This window comes from Nostoc sp. MG11 (assembly GCF_014904695.1).
In the GTDB taxonomy this organism is placed as follows: domain Bacteria; phylum Cyanobacteriota; class Cyanobacteriia; order Cyanobacteriales; family Nostocaceae; genus Komarekiella.
Genome location: NZ_JACXXN010000017.1, coordinates 29,144 through 47,670 on the forward strand (window position 1 = coordinate 29,144; position 18,527 = coordinate 47,670).

Genomic DNA, 18,527 nt, shown 5'->3' on the forward strand with positions numbered 1-18,527 from the left:
CTTTTCTCAGCGTCTCTGCGCCTCTGCGTGAGGTAATCATTCTATAAATTAAATGGAATACATACATCTGGCGCACACAAACCGGGAAATTCCAAAGTTGCCACCTCAAAAGTATCCAAATCTACACAACGAATAGCATGATTATTAGTATCAGCAATGTATAGAGATGAAGCGATCGCACTCAATCCCGAAGGTTCAAAAAAGCGGCTATTCTTACCTTGACCATCTTGCAAACCAACATAACCATCCCCCAAAACAGTTTGACAATTTCCACTGGGACTAACTAATTTAATCTTGTGATTATAAGTATCTGCTACCCATAAATAATTTTGAACGTATTCCACTCCCAAACAGTGCTGCAACCGCACATTTTCACCCTGTCCATCAACATCACCAAACCCAAATAAACCCCCACTACCGCAAATAGTTCTAACTTGACGCGGTTCCACCAATCCCACACCGCGAATTGAGCTAACCTCACTATCAGCAATATATAATTCCTGTCCATTAGTGGTAATACCGCTGGGTTGAGCAAAAGCAGATTCAGTAAGTGAACCATCAACGCAAGCTTCTGCACCAGTCCCAGCATAAGTTTTGATAACGCCAGTTTCCAAATCCATTTGCCAAATTTGATGAGGCCCCGCCATCGCAATGAACAAAGTATTTTCCACTTTCACTAAATCCCAAGGAGAATTCAGCGCAGTTTCTAAACCAGCACCGCCATGAGGGCGAATATTACGGCTTTGCTCACCCGTTCCCCCAATGGTTTCCACTACCTGACGCTTCAAGTCAACTCGTCGTAGAGCATGATTTTCCGTATCAGCAACGTAGAGTATCTGATTTTCTGCATCAAATGTCATTCCCTGCGGTGCAAAAAACTGCGCTTCGTGAAACGTTCCATCGATTAAGCCAGATTTTCCAGTACCAATCAAATACAAAATTTCCCCCTCAAAGCTACTCATAACTAAGCGGTGATGTCCAGAGTCAGCGATGAACAAACCCGCTGGAGTAGCCAGAACTTTACCAGGAAAAGCTAGAGGTGTAATTAATGGTTGACGCTGTTTTTCTAAAGTCAAGCTGAGTTCTTGAAAATTAATCGTTCCCTTATCTTGATGTTGCTGAATTAACTGTTGAATTAGCTGCTCTAAAGCATCAAGATTCCCTTCACCAGAAACGGAGCCAATCACGTAACCTTCGGGGTCAATGATCATCAACGTCGGCCAAGCACGCACAGTATACTCTTGCCAAACCCGGAAACTGCTGTCAACTATAACAGGATGTTCAATGTCGTAGCGCAAAATAGCCTGGCGGATATTTTCAGTTTCTTTTTCGTTGTCAAATTTGGCAGAGTGGACGCCAATAACAGTCAGGCTATCTTTATATTTTTGTTCTAGATATTTCAAGTTTGGCAGAATGTGCAAACAGTTGATACAACAGTATGTCCAAAAGTCTAAGATGACGACTCTACCTCTGAGTTGTTTCAGAGACAAGGGTTTATCAGTGTTTAGCCAAGAGTAAGTTTGTGGTAATTCTGGCGCTCTAACACGGGGAACCATAATAATTTGTAATTTATAATTCATAATTCATAATTATGCAATTTGATATGGCTGTATCTTTTGTGAAAGGACTTGACAAACTAACTACTAAAGAGTTGTCCGCTTGGGTACAACAAGCTAAAACCCAAGCTGAACGAGGACAAGTTGCTGCTCGCATCCCACAACTAGCTTTGGCTGATCCTGGTTGGTTTGCTGTTCACATCTGTTGTGCATCAAAAGAAACTATTAGCTTTGGGGATACAGATCGTGCATTCCCGCTGATGAGTGTTATTAAGACATTTTCTCTGCTTTATCTGCTAGAACATCTAGGAGCAGAAACGGTTTTTCAGTGGGTTGGCGCTGAACCATCAGATGCACCGTTCAACTCTTTAGAGCAGCTAATTGCCGATCGCGGACGACCACGTAATCCGATGATTAATAGTGGAGCAATTATCCTCGCTGATAAATTACCAGGAAAAGACACTAGTCAACGCACTCAATTATTCTGTCAATGGCTTAATCAATTAGCAGGCTGCCAGCTAAACTTAGATCAGGAAATGCTGACATCAGTCCGCTCAACACGTTCCCCAGCTAATCAAGCGATCGCAAATTATCTTGCCGAAATAGGACATCTAGAAAATGTTGAAACAGCACTTGACACATACGAGCAGATGTGCTGTTTATCTGGAAGAGTTGAAGACTTAGCCCTACTGGGAAAACTTCTAGCTTTTGAAAACAGTTTTTTGTCATCACAGCACCGCCGGATTGTTAACGCTGTGATGTTAACCTGTGGGCTGTACGAAGCTTCTGCTGAGTTTGCCATCAAGATTGGTCTACCAATGAAATCTGGGATTGGTGGTGGACTCTTAGCAATAGTACCAGGTGAAGGAGCGATCGCCTGCTACAGTCCCCCTTTGGATGCAGTGAGTAATCCTGTAGCGGGGCTTGCTTTTATTGAGGCTTTAGCGCAAAAGTTAGAATTGAGTATCTTTGCTTAATTTGCCATCTTTCAGATACACCAGGACTTACGCAACGAAAGCGTCAAACCTCGTTCGTGTAGCGCACTCCCCCTAAGCAAGCCGGAAAAAGAGGGAAACCTTAAAAGCCCCCTTTTAACGAGGTGAGGAGATATTTCAGGCGTAAGTCCTAGGTCTTGGGTTGAATATAGCTCGCGATTAAATTAGCTTGACAGCGCGTAGACCAAACAGCAACCCAACAGCTAAGCCAAAGAACAAAGCCAAAAAGCCGATATAAGCTATTACTCCAAACATTTATTGTTTCTCCACAATACTTCACTAAATCTATTGAATCATTAGTTATTGGTCATTGGTCATTTGTCATTTGTCATTTGTTATTGGTCAAGGGTCAAAAGTTATTCCCTTCATCTCCCCCTTGCCCCCCTGCCCCTCTTATCTTCCCAGATTGCGATAGAATACCAGCGCACGGGTGCTTATTTAGGGTTGGCTAATGACTTCTGTAATTAATGTAAATTTACCAGAGCAGTCTTATGAGATTGCGATACCTGCAAGCTTAGATCAACTAGGTCAACACATGGCTAGTCTGAATCTAGGCAAAAAGGTACTACTGGTTTCTAATCCGACGATTTTTAGGCATTATGGGGAAAGAGCGATCGCATCGCTGACATCTGCTGGATTTGAAGTTGCTAGCTGCACCCTACCACCCGGTGAACGCTACAAAACCCTCAACTCAATTCAAAAGATCTACGATGCAGCCTTGGAAAACCGTCTCGAACGTTCTTCCACTATGGTGGCTTTGGGGGGGGGTGTAATTGGTGATATGACTGGCTTCGCAGCGGCAACTTGGCTGCGGGGTATTAATGTTGTACAAGTGCCTACCACTCTCTTAGCAATGGTGGATTCGGCAATTGGTGGCAAAACTGGCGTAAATCATCCCCACGGTAAAAACTTGATTGGAGCATTCCATCAACCGCGTCTTGTATTAATTGATCCAGAAGTCTTGAAAACCCTCCCCATGCGAGAATTTCAGGCGGGAATGGCAGAGGTGATCAAGTACGGCGTGATTTGGGATGCTGAATTGTTTACTCAGTTGGAACAGAGTAAACGCCTCGACCAACTCCGCTACGTCAAACCCGAACTAGTAAACACTATATTAATGCGCTCTTGTCAAGCTAAAGCTGATGTAGTTGGTAAAGATGAGAAAGAAGCGGGACTGCGGGCGATTCTCAACTATGGTCATACCATCGGACATGCAGTGGAAAGCTTGACTGGTTATCGTCTAGTGAATCACGGTGAAGCAGTTGCCATTGGCATGGTAGCAGCAGGGCAAATTGCTGTAAATTTGGGAATGTGGACAAAGGAAGACGCGGAACGTCAAAACGCCCTCATTCAAAAAACGGGTTTACCAGTTAAGTTACCGGATGGGGTAGACATAGAAGCAATTATTGAGGCTTTGCAGTTAGATAAGAAAGTCAAAGCGGGTAAAGTGCGGTTTGTTTTGCCGACCCAAATTGGTGTAGTGACAGTTACCGATGATGTGCCATCGGATATCATTCGGCAAGTGCTGCAGGAGATGTAATTAAAACAAGCTACCCCTGGTTTGCACCATGATTCTCCAAACTAACAATCAATTGACCTTGCAAGAGTTCTTAAATCTTCCACCAGGCGAGGGAGATATCACCTACGAACTCGTAGAAGGTCAGGCAATTGCTAAGATGTCCCCAAAGTTTTTTCACGCTAAGCTTACCCGCGTCCTTCTGCATCTAATTGAGCAATGCTTTGAGGGACGGGGAGAAGTCTGTCCAGAATGGGCTGTTGCATTAACCCGTCGTGGGAAAGATTGGGTACCAACACCAGATATTTTGTACATTTCTTATGAACGTTTACCCACTAACTGGGATGAAAACGAAGCTTGTCCAGTTCCTCCCGACTTGGTAATTGAGATTATTTCGCCAGGACAAACGTTTGGACAAATGGCAGCTAAAGCGAAAGACTATTTGGATGCTAAGGTGCTGCGGGTGTGGGTGGTAGATAGTCAAGCTAGAAGCATTACTGTCTTTTACCCAGATGCAGCACCACAAACTTATATAGGAGCAGAACTACTCACAGATATCTTATTTGAAGGATTAGAATTTACTGCTGAGCAGGTGTTTCAAAAGGCGAAAATACCACCTAATACTAATTCGTAATTTTAGTCTCGTTCCTATTTTCCGAATGGGAATGCTCATTGCGAGGCTCAGCCTCATGATAAAGAATATTTTTAGGTAAAACTTAGAAACGAAATTTTGAAAGGGTTTTAGTTGAAGTTGACACCAGTGAGCAAAGCAAAACCCAACCTTGTATCTTATTTCTCCCTTTACCAGGGATTACCCACCATTGTGAAGGCTGCCCAATAATAAGGGTGTGATAGTAATTGCTCAGTTTCATTAATACTTTCAGCAGGCAAAAGCAAACTTCTAACTGTTCTCAAACCTTGTACCTGACCATTCTTGACGTAAACCTCCCCTTTGGCCATAGCCACCTGAGCCTGTCTTAAAGCTTCTGCGCGAATGGGAGATGTTCTTAAACTTTCATAAAATTTTGTCATTAATGCTGCTGTACCAGCATCGCTGACTGCCCAAAGACTGGCAATACTGGTTTTTACACCTGCTAGTACAGCTAAACCTGCAAACCCAATCTCTGCTTCTCTATTTCCTAAGGCTGTTCTACAAGCACTCAGCACCAGCATTTCGACTTGGGGTTCATTTAACCGTAACTGTCGTATCTGGTTTAAGCGCAACTTGTCCTCCCAAAGTTGAATATAGGAGTTGCTCAAAGTACCAGTGGAAAAGTCAGCATGGGTTGCCATGTGAATAATCCCAAAAGGTTGGTGGTGGCGCATAACTTTGAGATTGTCTAAGGTGGCTTGCTTGTCCAACAACAACTTACCTTGCCAAAGTTTGGACACCAGTGTTGATAACTCAATGGGAACTGCTGGTAAAGGTACTTGACCTTGAGTACTTAGAGAAACCCCCATCGCTAAAATTTGGGATTTTTTAATATCACTATATAAAGTGTTAGTCAAGCTGAGACTGGGCATCAAGCCAATACTGTATTTTTCCACCAGGAACCCTTTACCATTGTGGAGAGCAGCCATTGGGGTTGAACGTAACCCAACGTCTGGCAGGAAGACCAGATTGTTGATTCCTCGCGCCTGTAAATCTGCGTCTAGTGGTGCAATAATCCAACGATAAAGTTGCTGAGATGAACTTAAGTAATCGGTGCGGCTACGATTTCGTGGATTAACGATTTCGTTGCGAAATTCTTGAGCTACATCCAGAACTTTGGTTCTCGTCGCTCCTGAAATGCGCTTACGTATGGGCTTACCCTTTCCAGTTACTACCACTAGTTCTAGTTGGTCGCTATCCTGTTCTAGTATGGGATTCAATTGTTTGGTAGATTTAGCTTGGTCTAAATTTGCCTCTGGTTGAATCTCTACAGGTACAAAACTGATATAAACAAACGCAGGTTTAACACCAGTAGCTTTCTCAATTTGGCGAGCAATCTCACTAGCATCATCTAGTGTTTTAATCGCAGGAATGGATATGTCTAAATGTTCTGCAATGCTAGTTGTGAACTTAAGTTCGGGATTGTAATCAGTATTAAGAATGGTGACATCAGTCTGAGTGGAAGTGGTGACAGGCGGTATACCGGGATTTTGAATACACTGAAATGTGCAGGGAGAAATATCTGGTTGAGTAGAGGTAGGAGGAAGGGGAGTAGAAGGAGCAGGGGGAGTAGAGGTAGCAGGGGGGGCTTTCAAGGGTAGGGGGTTGACGTTGATTCCTATTGGTGTGGGTGCTGAGGATGAAACGCGATCGCTAGCTCTAACTGTGAAAGCATTAATTAATCCTGTAGTATTAGTTGGTGGTGTATAGTTGAGTGTCTCACCGGAAACTATTGTGTTTCCAGGGACTAAAAGGGTATTGTCTCGCCTCAGTTCTCCTGCCAAAATACCATCAATAACAACGGACGTTCTATCAACGTTGACATCGTTAGTGTTGGCATTAAATGTGAAGACAAAGGGTTGATTGAGTTGAGCATTGGATGTCAAAGGCAATGTCGTCAGTGTTGGCGGGGTGTTAATAGATGTAATAGTGATACCGCCTGGAGTGCCACTAACATTTCCGTTATTAGGCAAAACTGGAAAGCTGTTACCTAGAGGGATAATTGAATTCCCTCCGGCATTAATTGTCCCTGCTGTGCCATTGAATTTGCCATTACCTATGATAAACGGCTTATTTTTTGCTCCTCCATCATATTGAATTGTGATGTTACCGCCTATGGTAGGTGCAAAGCTAACACTAGTACTTTGCGGCTCACCAATAAAATTAAACACTCCACCACTAGCGATTGTATTACCCGTACTAGCGATCGCTCCCCTTCCTTGAACCACTCCATTCGTTAACACTTGCACATTGCCACCTTGAACGGTGCTACTGCCATTAAAGTCCGTCGTCGCTTGAGTGTTGATGCTATTAAACCGAATAGTGCTGCCAGCAGAATTACTAGTCTTTAAAGTGACGTTACCACCTGTAGTCATTGCTGTACCATCGACTCCAGTAGCGGTTACTGAAGTATCAATAGCACCATTAACGATAATGCGGTCTTTGGCAGTTAAGCTGACTGCACCACCTATGCCTGTAAAACTGCCACCTCCAGTTTTGACTACAGACGAGTTAATTGATCTTGTAGTGATATTGCCGTCGGTAGTTTTTATTACTACATTGCCACCCATACCTGTGCCAACGGCATCAGTTGAAGAGGAATTAATATTATTCGTGTGGATATTGCCTAAAGCAGTTAAAGTTACCGTTCCAGTAGCGTAGCCATTACCGCTGGTGATAATGTCGCCTACATTGATCTTGCCGTTACTCGCAGACAAATTTACATTACCACTATTAATACCAGCACCGCTTGTATTTAAATTTCCCAAGAATAGGCTGGCTCCTGAAATGGTAATAGCTCCTCCGTTTGTCTGGATTGTGTCGGTAGGTTTGGCAAAGATTACAGAACCGCTGTTTGAAGTCAGGCTGAAACTACCACCACCCAAATTTAATCTAGCCATACCAGGAGTAGTTACTCCAGCCGTCGCTCCTTTGATGGGATTGATAGTAATATTTCCTGTCACCTGTAAGTTGATAGCTGTGCTAAATCCTAGATTTGCGATCGCTCCCCACGATATAGTGTTAGCTCCACTATCTGGACGCCCAAAGGGAACATTAGCAGGCATAGGGTCAAAATAAACTGAGCCTGCTGGGGCATCAACAATAGTCAACGTGCTAGGGTCGAGCAATAAAGTGCCATTACCATTAGCTGCTGAAGTATCTACCTGTCCCCTAAAGGTCAAGAAGTTTTTGCCCGATACTTCGACAAAACCGCCATTCCCTGAATTTGCGCCTCCGCGAGCAGAAATATTACCAAAATAGTTTGTGTCGTTACCCCAAACAATCACACGTCCCCCGTTACCATTCAGACCACTATCGGCAGAAATGACGGAGTTTGAGTCAACATAAGTCTGCTCGGCATTGGGGACAGTTCCGTTACCTTGATAATCGCCACCAATCCTCACAGTACCACCGCTATTTGTCCCAGAGGCGTTAATATTCGCACCAATCAACCCGACTCGTTGACCCAAAACATTTACTGTGCCACCTGTTTGGCTTGATACGTCAACCTTGCCAGCAACAATAGTAGTAGCAGTGGTGGGAATCATAACTTTAGAGTCTGTCAGTTGCACAGTTCCATCTGGGTTAGCAGATAACCCAGTGTTACCAACTGTCAGCAATTCAGGTAAAGAGGTAATGGGAATTGTCCAATTGTTAGGTTGGTTGCTATTAGCGAGAGGTTGAATTTCCAAACTCAAGAGATTTCCTGACTGACTAAGACGCACCCAATTTTGCCCTGGTACGGATGTAATGACGATTTGGCCTGCGGGTGCTGAGAGTTGCCCAGTATTCACCACAGTACCGCCTAACAAATTCAAACTCTGGCCAAAGCCCACTCCCAAACTACCAGCATTTACAATCGCTCCTGGCTGGCTCATGGTAAACGCAAAGCCGTTGGGATTTCCCACCAAGGCAGTGTAGTCATTAGCACCAATGGCATTGAACCAAGTGTTGTTAAAGCCAATACCGTTGGCTGTTGTCGCAGTGAAAGCACCGGGGACGTTTAAGCTGGCATTTGAGCCAAAAATAAATCCTGCCGGATTCATCAAATACAGGTTAGGGCTACCACCTGTTACCTGAATTAAACCATTGATTATAGAGGCATTCCCGCCTGTAATCCGACCAAGGATATTTTGGAGAGCCGGATTAGCTTGAAAGTTGGCAATTTGTTCTAACTTAATCCCAAACTGTTCAAAGCTATGGAAGAGGTTAATTCCATCGCTGGAAGTTTTACCGCCATTGATATCGAGTCGATTACCGTTGGGAGTCACAATTGTGCCTGTACCATCGGTAGCGGGAATAATTTGCTGTGCTTGAGCTAATCCAGTACCGATTAGGGAAATATATCCCAGAACACTGCTTATTCCCCAAATGAGCCGAGGAATGCTGATGTTGAGACTCCGCCTTACTTTATCAACAAGGGGAAAGGGCAAGAGGGAAGGGAAAAAGCTAAAAACCGGACTTTGTTCCGCTACGCTAATGCCTCTTGTGGGCGAAAGAATCTTTCTGTTATGGGAAAGGTAAAAACCTCGCCCCCGAAGTTTGCCCGGAGGGAGACCCTCCCGCAGCGCTGGTTCCTCCTTGCAACTTCTCTTCTTGTGAGCGACCTGTTCATCCCTTTTCCCTTTTCCCTTTTCTCTTTTCCCCTCTTGATCTGGTGAACCGTTGACTCTATCTACTTGGTCGTAAACATACTCGTAGGCGATCGCCACTGATCCATCTGTAGAGTCATCATCCCAAACTAGCAACTCAAAGTCTTGCCATGTCTGCTCTAGGAAGCTAGCGATCGCTGCCCCAACGTAAGACTCCCGGTTGTAATTGATAATGACAATGGAGATCAGTGGTGACATGGAAGTACTCACAAGTTTTTAACCTGTTAACAGAATATAATGTTCAGGGCTTTCACTTAGAAGCGATCGCTGTTAATTATTCTTTAGTTATTTAGTTACAAATTTTCTTAAATCTGAATGTCAAAAATATGATATTCAGATATCTATGCACCCATAGCATACTTAAAAATCGTAGCTAGTTGTTTGCTAAGTAAACTTGGCTGGGAAAAGGGTAAGGGGTAAGAGGGTAAGGTTTATTTCTTGTCACCTTTTCCCGACCTACATCCGTCATTTTTGGTTGGTGAACTACTAGTGGTGCGTGTCGGTCAGATCCCCGATTTTTTTAAGAAGTTGAGGATCTAGCAGCCCCTCAACTAGCCAAGTCTTAGATCAAGCACCTTGCCGAAATGAAATGAGAAAAGGAACGGAAACTGTTGTTAAGGCTGAAGTTCATATTCGGCAAAGAATGATCTATTTATCTCATCAGTTTGATACTTGGCGGAGTCTGGAAAATACTAAACCCAGTAATTACAGTTGCAGTTTCAAGTGCAGCTTGCTAATTTTACCTGTGGTCTGGATTGTTATTGTAAATGGACTAAGAGCAACAGCGAGCGAGCATGATATTTTTATCTCTAATTTTGCTCACAATATTAATCACTCAGAATATTTCATAGCACAAACACTAAATCCCAATCAACCTGTACAAAACCCCCAGTTATTCACACTACAACCAGAAACACCCACAGAACCAAGCAATACTTTTTCTAAGCCGCTTGACGATCGCATTCGTATTCGTAAAATTCAGGTTTTAGATAGTACGGTTTTTAATGAAAACGACTTTAATCGAGTTGTGCGATCTTTTGAAGAACGGGATTTGACTTTAGAAGAAATCAGAAAAGTCGCAGATGCCGTCACTCAGCTTTATCTGAATAAAGGCTATATCAATTCCAGAGCAATTCCATACATTCAACCGTCTGGTGCTACAGAAGATGTGTTAATCATTCGTGTCCTCGAAGGACGTTTGACAGAGATTGAAATCGAAGGAACGCGACGATTAAATCCCTCTTATATACGCAGTCGAGTCAAACTGGGTGTCAGTATCCCTTTTAATACCAGTAAGCTCGAAGAACAACTAAAATTATTGCGACTCGATCCGCTGTTTGACAATGTAGAAGCCAGTCTGCGTCCAACTGGTAAGGTTGGTCAAAGTGCGCTCATTGTCAGAGTTCAAGAGGCTAACTCTTTGGGTGTTAGCTTGAGCGTAGATAACTATTCGCCTCCTAGCATTGGTGCTGAAAGATTGGGTATAGAACTACGCGATCGCAATTTAACTGGAATGGGCGATGAATTAGCAGGCTCTTATTACCATTCGCTTTCAGGTGGTTCTGATGTGTTTGATTTCAGTTATCAGATTCCTGTTAACGCTATGAATGGGAAGGTGCAGATTAGAGCTGCACTCAATCGCAATGAAATCACTGAGCCAGCATTTGATGATTTAGGAATTCGGGCAGATCAGGATTTATATGAAATCAATTATCGGCAACCGTTAGTGCGATCGCCTAGACAAGAGTTTGCTCTTTCTTTAGGATTTACTTATCAAAATGGTCAAACTTTTCTGTTTGATCAACTTCCAACCCCTTTTGGCATTGGCCCTGACAAAGATGGGGTTAGCCGCACCAGTGTGATTAAGTTTGGTCAAGACTATGTTAAGCGCGAACCTCAAGGTGCATGGTTACTGCGATCGCAATTTAGTCTTGGCATTGATTTATTTGATGCCACCATCAATAATGACCAAATTCCTGATGGACGCTTTTTCAGTTGGCTAGGACAAGTACAGCGTGTGCAGCGACTCAGTGACGATCACTTGTTGCTTATCCAAGCAGACTTGCAACTAACACCAGATAGCCTACTACCTTCCCAGCAATTCGTCATTGGTGGCGGACAGTCTGTAAGGGGATATCGACAAAATGCTCGCTCTGGAGATAATGGATTTCGGTTCGCGGTTGAAGATCGGATGACAGTGCTACGCAATGCATCAGGATTACCCACAATTCAGCTTGCGCCATTTTTGGATATGGGAGCCGTATGGAATCAGTCTAATAACCCCAACAACTTACCCAATCAAATATTTCTTGTGAGTGCAGGTTTAGGATTCTTGTGGAATCAGGCTATGGGAATTGATCGCCTCAGTTTGCGGCTCGATTACGGAATTCCATTTATCGAACTAAGCGATCAGGGTAATAATGCCCAGGATGAGGGTTTTTACTTTAGTATTCGCTATCAACCATAAGTGAGGCAGGGGGGCAGGAGCTCACAGGTGTAGGTTTTTCATAAAAGGGTGAGTTAGAACTCTTATTTGAACGCAGGAATAAGCAAATTCTTCCTCATTCCCCATTCCCCATTCCCCATTCCCCCAATTCAACAACATGACTACGGCAACTTTGGTTGTTGAGCCGAGTATTTTGCTACTATGCCGGCAATCTCAGGGTTGTAAAGTCTGAGATAATTCCAGTAGTTACCGAATACTTGACGCACGTAATTTCTGGTTTCATCAAAGGGAATATCTTCGACAAATTCGTCTGGGTCTTCTTTAGTGAGATTTTGTAGCCACTTAGAGACATTGCCGGGGCCTGCATTGTAACTGGCGATCGCCAACAGGGAGTTATTGTTATATTGCTGATGGGTATGATCCAAATACCAAGTACCTAGCATCACATTGTCGTTAGGATTTTCTAAGTCAATTGTTTTGCTATCCAACTTAATTTGGGGAGCTATCCATTTAGCTGTGTCTGGCATTACCTGCATTAAGCCAGTAGCACCAGCAATAGATTTGATTTTAGGCTGGAAGCGTGACTCTTGACGCATCAAGGCAGTAACTAGCAAGGGATTGAGTTGGCGCTCAGTAGACCACTTTTCAATCTGCTGGAAATAGGGAAATGGATAACGGGCTTGCCAGTAAGTGCTTTGTTTGCTCAGAGCTTGATATTGAGCTTGTTCTTCAGGTAGTTCCCGGTCTTCCAATTTGGATATCTTGTCAATTCCTGATTGATTTTCTCCCCTTGCTAGCTGGATCAATCCTTCGGTAAATTGCTCTGCTACTGTTGGTTGCATTTTGTTTTTAAACTCTGTTTGCCATTGCAACCAAGCATCGCGGTCTTGACCTAGCAAATACAATTCTTTGAAGGTTTCAGAACCAGCGGTAGGTACTGGACGCTGGGGTGCGATTACTTCCGGGTTCATTTGGCGAACATCGTTAAAGTTGCCGACGTTCAGCCCCAAAATTGTTGCAGAACGCCATGCATAGTAAGAGTAGGGAAACTGACTAATCACATACTCATAGGCGGTTTGAGCTTCCTGCTGTTTCCCTAGTGTAGTTGCCCATTTACCCACCCAAAAGCCAGCTCTTGGAGCCAAAATACTGTTGGGGTTGTTGGTGGTAATTGGTTCTGCCCATTGCCATGCGGCTACGTAATCTTTGGCTTTGGCTTTATCTTGAGCTAATTTCCAGCGATATTCTGCCGCCTCATTAGAATTTCCGTGCTTAGCCAGGAGTAATTCCCAAGCCGCGTTAGCCGACTTTTGATCTTTGAGGGCTTGGTGTATTTTGGCTTTTTGTACCAGTGCAGTCCCAGCTTGTTCAGGAAATTGACTGATTGTCTGATCAAGATAAGGTAAGGCGTCTTTACCTGTTGCCATTTCTGCTAAGCGCAGTAGGGCTGTCCCAGTTTCTTTGGCTTTTGGAAATTGCTGCACCAATAGTTTATAAGTACCGATCGCAATTTCCCGGTCTTTGCCTCCCACCTGTAACCCCCGTGCAGTACGGTAGAGGTTGCGGGCTGTTTTGGGTGCTTTAGCGTAAGCAGTCGCCGCTTTGCGAAATTGATTGTTCTCCCAGTAGCCTGTACCAATAATTTCCCAATCTTCAGGTTGGAGGTTAGGCTGTTTGACTAGCTGATCCAACACGCCCACTATGCCTGGTTGGTCATAGGCATGTGTTGCCAAAATTAACTTTAATTTTGGCTGATTGGGATTATCTTGCAACCGTTTACGGATAATCTCCCAGGTAAGGGGATTAGATGGAAATTGGGCGATCGCTTGTTCCTGCTGCTTCGGTTGGGCGATCAAATACAAGGCTTTAACTGCGGCTGGTTCTTTGGGATACCGTTTCAGTACTTGTTGTCTGAGATCGGAGGCTTTGCCATCTTCACCCAGCATGTCTTGTGCCTGTGCCTGTTTGAGCAAAATGTAGGGCGCTAAAAGAGAATAGTCTTTTTCCAGACCTTCCAGTAGACTTAGCGCTTTTTTTGCTTGTGTTCTTTCAATGTAATCACTCGCCAAAAGATAACGGGCCCGTTCCCGGTCTGGCGATCGCGATTGGGCGATCGTTGCCAGTTTAGCTGCCCGTTCTGGTAGGGATTGTGATATCAGTGGAAATACGGCTGATTTGGCTTTATTTGCCTCAGATATCTGCTCAGACTGATTTTTACCAATTTTGAGCCATTGCCCCAAGGATCTGCCAATCCCAGGTGCCGATACCATTGCCCCAGCTAAAAAGGCAAACAGTGCCGCACCAGCGATTATAGAAATTTGTTTTTTCTGTAGTTTCTTCAGCATTGATACCCGCTGAAAATTTCCGATCAATTTCCTGAAACTCTAGCACTCCTGGCCGTCAGTGTTAGAAATTTTTAATTTTCGATTTTTAATTTTATGTAGAAAAATTCTAATTTTCAACCCTACTGTTGCCAGTGCCTAGCTTTTGCCGCAAACTTGATCCCATTACATCTATACTTTGGTATATAATGGAAAATTTTCAAATTACGTCTAGTTGATATTGAACACACTTCATGTAACTAGAAGCACATTTTTAGCTTGATCCACACTTGGCTTAATTCCGATTTCATCGCCAGAAAATGCATCGTCTTTGATTTTCGGAAAGCTTTGGAGCAATTATTAGCAAATTATTCTGATTTAGAGAAGATTGACAATAAAATGGGTGTTTTGGCGTTCTAGAAGTATAGTCAAAAAATATTGTAAATCTATCTGAATATATAGGTATTTTACCCCGATGAAAGATATTAGCCGTGTCAGCAATAATTACAGTACCAGAAGGGCCTGTACAAGATTTCCAATTTAAAGGTGATATAACCTGTTGCATAGTTTTGTCTTGGATGTAGCCATAGTTATATCTCAAAGAGCGAGCTATTTTTGCAGAAAAAGATTGAGGAATATATTGAAAAGGACCACCATCATCATTTACTTCATTTAAATAAACAATAATTTTCAATACTTTTCGGTCTTCTTTATCTAAATGCCACAGCCTTGATTTTTGTTGGACTTGATTAGCGATATCTCTACGAAAATAAGAACCATGATAGGCTACTGGTAAACCAAGATAAGTCTCAATAACATTGAGTAAACGTTGTTGGAGTCCCCAGAGAAAGATTTCTAGGTGTTCCATCATTTGCTCAGAGGTAGCATGAATAATGAATTCATTCTTATTCCCAGAAATGCTTTTTGGAATGTCTAGCATCAAGCTTTGTGCTGCCTCTAACATTTGCGGAGTAGAGAGAATTGAAAGTGATGCTAAGGAAGTTACAACAATTCCTTCAGCTTTAAGAGTTTCAACTAAAGTTAGGTCAGTTGTTGAAAGGATGGGTAGAGCATCAACATGTTTCGCCATTGCTGCTTGATAAGCAAGATCAGCCGGATTGCTCAACAATGGAATTCGATAAAGGTTTTCTAAGATTCGATTACCAACCTTTTTGATAATTGCCTTCATCTTGTTTAGAACTTATTTGTAGATAGCTAAATATTATTACTCGCTAGTTTAGAAATCATTATTTATTTAAGACATTAAGAATTTACGCGATCTTAATAATTTTATGTCTAATTGTTTATCTTCTCAAACTAATTCTATTATCTTTTGTGTTGTCGGCTATTACTTTAGTTGGTTTAGCTAAATTAGAAAATACTTCTAAATGTAGATTGTTAGAAGTAAGTAGTTAATATTGTAGTAAATTTCAAATTTACGTTGAGTATTTTTATTTAGTCCTGAAAAGTATTACTCTTGATAAATACCAAACGACGTTCTCTAAATCATAATTATTGATATCTATCTTAAGTGGGATAAAAGTAGTCAAGCTGGTTCGATAAACTACAAATTTCAAAGTTTTTTTTGGCGTTATGCTCCGCAATAAGACACCTTAGAAAGTTAAAATTTATTTTCTAAATACTCTCTGAAACTACTGAGTAATCATCAAAGCGATCGCTTCAGCAATCAGATTAGTAAATATATACAGCAGATTTCAGAAACCCTGTAAAGACGTCACATGTAACGTCTCTTTGCTAATTCTGGAGTACGCCCTTTCAAGCCAATCATCAATTTGAGCATAAACACTTTTAGCACAGGTACTCGCCGCAAAAACCATAAACCCAGGCGACGAACTACTACCAAAGGTAGAAAGTTATTGGAAAACATCCGATCTAACAAATCGGTGAATCCTAAAATTGTTAAGTTCTCCAACTTACGCCAACGTTCATAGCGTTTGAGGACTTTAATATTGCCAATATCTTCGCCCGTATTGTGTGCTGCTTGGATGATTTGTGCCAAAGCAGCAGCATCCCGAATACCCAAATTTAAACCTTGTCCGCCGACAGGATGGCAATTATGTGCCGCATCACCAATTAATGCTAATCGAGGAAGGGCATAGCGATCGCTTTGCATAAGTTGCACTTGAAAAATAAAGCGATCGCCCAGTAATTCCAACTTCCCCATCTGATCGCCATAACGGCGGCTTAATTCTACCAAAAATTGCTCATCATTTAATCCACATAAAGCTTGTGCTTCTGCGTGGGGGGCTGTCCACACAATGCGGCAGCGGTTCCCTGGTAAAGGTAAAATGGCAAACGGCCCACTAGTCCAAAATCTTTCGTAAGCAGTGTTGTTGTGGGGTTTTTCTGGTTTAACAAATGCTACGATGCAAGACTGCCAATATTTCCAGCCATGTGTTTTAATACCAGCAGCTTGGCGAATAGGCGATCGCGCTCCATCTGCTGCTATAAGTAATTTACTCTTAACTGTTTGTAACTGCTCAACAATTTTGATATTTATCGTTACTATGTCCTTCTGGTAATGCGTATTCACCACCTCAGCCGGACATAGATAAGTCACATTTGAACAACTTTGCACAAATTCTTGTAACGGCTGCAATAGCGCTTGGTGTTCCGCCACATAACCTAACTCTGATGTACCTATATCCGCTGTGGCAAATTCCACTACCTCAGAATAATCGGCATCAGAAAGGCGGACATGGCAGTATTTGGCGATTTGAGGCAGCATTTTATCCCAAACGCCAATTCCCTGGTAAATTAGCGACGAAAGCATGTGAACTGCGTAGGCTTGCCCTTTGGCTACGGCTGCTGATGCCACTTTCGCCTCAATCAGCAGTACACTCAAGCCAGAATCTTTTAAGGCAGCAGCTAGGGTTAACCCAATAATCCCACCGCCAACAATTACCAAATCATATTCATATCCCCGCAAGTCTTGCGGTGTTTGTTGCGGGGAAATTTGCTCAAGCTGCGATCGCGCCATTGTAAAGATAAATTACAGCATCTTAACTATTATTTTTACGCGATCGCGCCTCCTTGAGCAAGCTGGAAAGCTAAACAATAGATTATGAATTCTAGTTCGTAGTGAGCGATTCATCGCTCAAAACAAAGATTATCAGGACTAAAGTCCTTACCCTTCTCCTAACGGAGACGCTGCGCGTAGCTTGCTTAAGCGTAGGGGTACGGGTGACGCTCCTCTCTTGGAAAGTTCTGATCGCCGTTCAACGGCGCTCAGACTTTCCGCTACGTCGCTCTAAGCGTAGCCATGCCGCAGGCTTTACGCTACGCTATCGTTAGTCGCTCATGGGGAGCCACTGCGTTGGGCGGGTTCTCCGACTTGTTCGCTCTTAGCGTTCCCGTAGGGTAGCAAGTGGCGTGGAAACCCCCAGACGCTCGATGACTCGCTACCGCTTCTCTACGAGACGCTGCGCGAACGCTATCGCCCTACAGCCCTTTGGGCATCCTACGGCGGGCGTCTCCCCTTCTCTACGAGACGCTACGCGAAGAGAGAAGACCGCGCTAACTCACTACAAACTTTAATTGATTTACACATCTCTGACTACACAATACTTAGAGCCATAAGATTTTCTGCCATTTCAAAGTTAGATGTTACATTTTGCACATCATCTAAGCTTTCTAAAGTATCAATTAACTTGAGAAGCGATCGCGCCTGATCTGGATCAGTGACTTCCACATGATTACTGGGAATCCAGCGCAATTCAGCATCAGTCACCTTAAAGCCTTTATCTTTCAACGTCTGGTTGAGTATTTCTAAATTTGCTATCTCAGTCAACACCTCAGCAGTTTCATCTTCAGTCATCTCATAAAACTCAGCACCGCCTTCAAGGGATGCTTCTAAAAGCTGTTCCTCATCAATCACTTTTTCCAGTACACAAACGCCTTTTTGGTCAAACATCCAACTAACACAACCTGTTTCACCAAGATTCCCGCCGTTTTTACTAAAAGCTGCACGCAAGTCAGCAGCAGTACGATTGCGATTATCCGTGAGGGCTTCAATTAAAATCGCTACACCACCAGGGCCGTAACCTTCGTAGCGAATAGCTTCGAGACTAGAGTTCTCACCGCCAAAAGTACCTGCACCTTTAGCGATCGCCCGTTCAATATTATCATTAGGGATACTTGCGGCTTTTGCCTTGTCAATTGCCGTACGAAGTTGAAAATTAAGCGCTGGATCTGGTACGCCGCTTCTCGCCGCAACGATAATTGCGCGAGACAACTGGGTGAAGGTTTTTCCCCTTTTTGCGTCTACTACCGCCTTCTGGCGCTTAATATTTGCCCATTTACTATGTCCTGCCATAATCTGAAATTATCAAAACTCTATCCAAAGCTAGGATATACTTAGCTTTTATT

Annotated in this window: 12 protein-coding genes; 5 read left to right on the top strand and 7 right to left on the bottom strand. The window is 43.1% G+C overall.

Annotation, left to right across the window (positions count from 1 at the left end; translation table 11 throughout):
- Nucleotides 1–41: 41 nt before the first annotated feature.
- On the bottom strand, nt 42–1,556 hold the full coding sequence (locus tag HCR01_RS21945; protein ID WP_193198302.1) for a thioredoxin-like domain-containing protein: 1,515 nt from the start codon (nt 1,554–1,556) through the stop codon (nt 42–44).
- Nucleotides 1,557–1,603: 47 nt separating this feature from the next.
- On the opposite strand from HCR01_RS21945, the gene glsA reads away from it, so the two are divergent.
- On the top strand, nt 1,604–2,533 hold the full coding sequence (gene glsA, locus HCR01_RS21950) for a glutaminase A (protein WP_226889535.1): 930 nt from the start codon (nt 1,604–1,606) through the stop codon (nt 2,531–2,533).
- 177 nt (nt 2,534–2,710) lie between these two features.
- Here glsA and petL read toward each other — a convergent pair whose 3' ends face one another.
- The gene (gene petL / locus HCR01_RS21955; RefSeq protein ID WP_162394510.1) at nt 2,711–2,806 is read right to left on the bottom strand and encodes a cytochrome b6-f complex subunit PetL; all 96 of its coding nucleotides are present in this window, start codon (nt 2,804–2,806) and stop codon (nt 2,711–2,713) included.
- Nucleotides 2,807–3,002: 196 nt separating this feature from the next.
- On the opposite strand from petL, the gene aroB reads away from it, so the two are divergent.
- Together aroB and HCR01_RS21965 are read left to right on the top strand one after the other, a co-directional pair.
- Nucleotides 3,003–4,091, top strand: a complete 1,089-nt coding sequence (gene aroB, locus HCR01_RS21960; RefSeq protein ID WP_193198186.1) for a 3-dehydroquinate synthase — start codon at nt 3,003–3,005, stop codon at nt 4,089–4,091.
- 28 nt (nt 4,092–4,119) lie between these two features.
- Nucleotides 4,120–4,701 carry a Uma2 family endonuclease gene (locus HCR01_RS21965; RefSeq protein WP_193198187.1) on the top strand — a complete coding sequence of 194 codons (582 nt, stop codon included), beginning with the start codon at nt 4,120–4,122 and terminating at the stop codon, nt 4,699–4,701.
- A 167-nt stretch (nt 4,702–4,868) separates the two neighbouring features.
- Here HCR01_RS21965 and HCR01_RS21970 read toward each other — a convergent pair whose 3' ends face one another.
- Nucleotides 4,869–9,569: a CHAT domain-containing protein gene (locus tag HCR01_RS21970; protein ID WP_226889536.1), complete on the bottom strand. Its 4,701-nt coding sequence runs from the start codon at nt 9,567–9,569 to the stop codon at nt 4,869–4,871.
- Nucleotides 9,570–9,960: 391 nt separating this feature from the next.
- On the opposite strand from HCR01_RS21970, the gene HCR01_RS21975 reads away from it, so the two are divergent.
- On the top strand, nt 9,961–11,838 hold the full coding sequence (locus HCR01_RS21975; RefSeq protein WP_193198189.1) for a ShlB/FhaC/HecB family hemolysin secretion/activation protein: 1,878 nt from the start codon (nt 9,961–9,963) through the stop codon (nt 11,836–11,838).
- 140 nt (nt 11,839–11,978) lie between these two features.
- Here HCR01_RS21975 and HCR01_RS21980 read toward each other — a convergent pair whose 3' ends face one another.
- The 3 genes from HCR01_RS21980 to HCR01_RS21990 all read right to left on the bottom strand — a co-directional run bounded on the left by HCR01_RS21980 (nt 11,979) and on the right by HCR01_RS21990 (nt 17,139).
- Nucleotides 11,979–14,162 carry a transglycosylase SLT domain-containing protein gene (locus HCR01_RS21980; protein WP_193198191.1) on the bottom strand — a complete coding sequence of 728 codons (2,184 nt, stop codon included), beginning with the start codon at nt 14,160–14,162 and terminating at the stop codon, nt 11,979–11,981.
- Between the two features lie 283 nt (nt 14,163–14,445).
- Nucleotides 14,446–15,327, bottom strand: a complete 882-nt coding sequence (locus HCR01_RS21985; RefSeq protein ID WP_193198193.1) for a 2OG-Fe(II) oxygenase — start codon at nt 15,325–15,327, stop codon at nt 14,446–14,448.
- A gap of 546 nt (nt 15,328–15,873) precedes the next feature.
- Entirely contained in the window at nt 15,874–17,139 is a 1,266-nt protein-coding gene (locus HCR01_RS21990) for an FAD-dependent hydroxylase (protein WP_193198194.1), read from the bottom strand.
- A gap of 101 nt (nt 17,140–17,240) precedes the next feature.
- On the opposite strand from HCR01_RS21990, the gene HCR01_RS21995 reads away from it, so the two are divergent.
- Nucleotides 17,241–17,453, top strand: coding sequence for a hypothetical protein (locus tag HCR01_RS21995; protein ID WP_193198196.1), 213 nt, complete (start codon nt 17,241–17,243; stop codon nt 17,451–17,453).
- Between the two features lie 262 nt (nt 17,454–17,715).
- On the opposite strand, the gene HCR01_RS22000 is transcribed toward HCR01_RS21995, so the two are convergent.
- The gene (locus tag HCR01_RS22000; protein ID WP_193198198.1) at nt 17,716–18,474 is read right to left on the bottom strand and encodes a YebC/PmpR family DNA-binding transcriptional regulator; all 759 of its coding nucleotides are present in this window, start codon (nt 18,472–18,474) and stop codon (nt 17,716–17,718) included.
- Between the last annotated feature and the right edge of the window lie 53 nt (nt 18,475–18,527).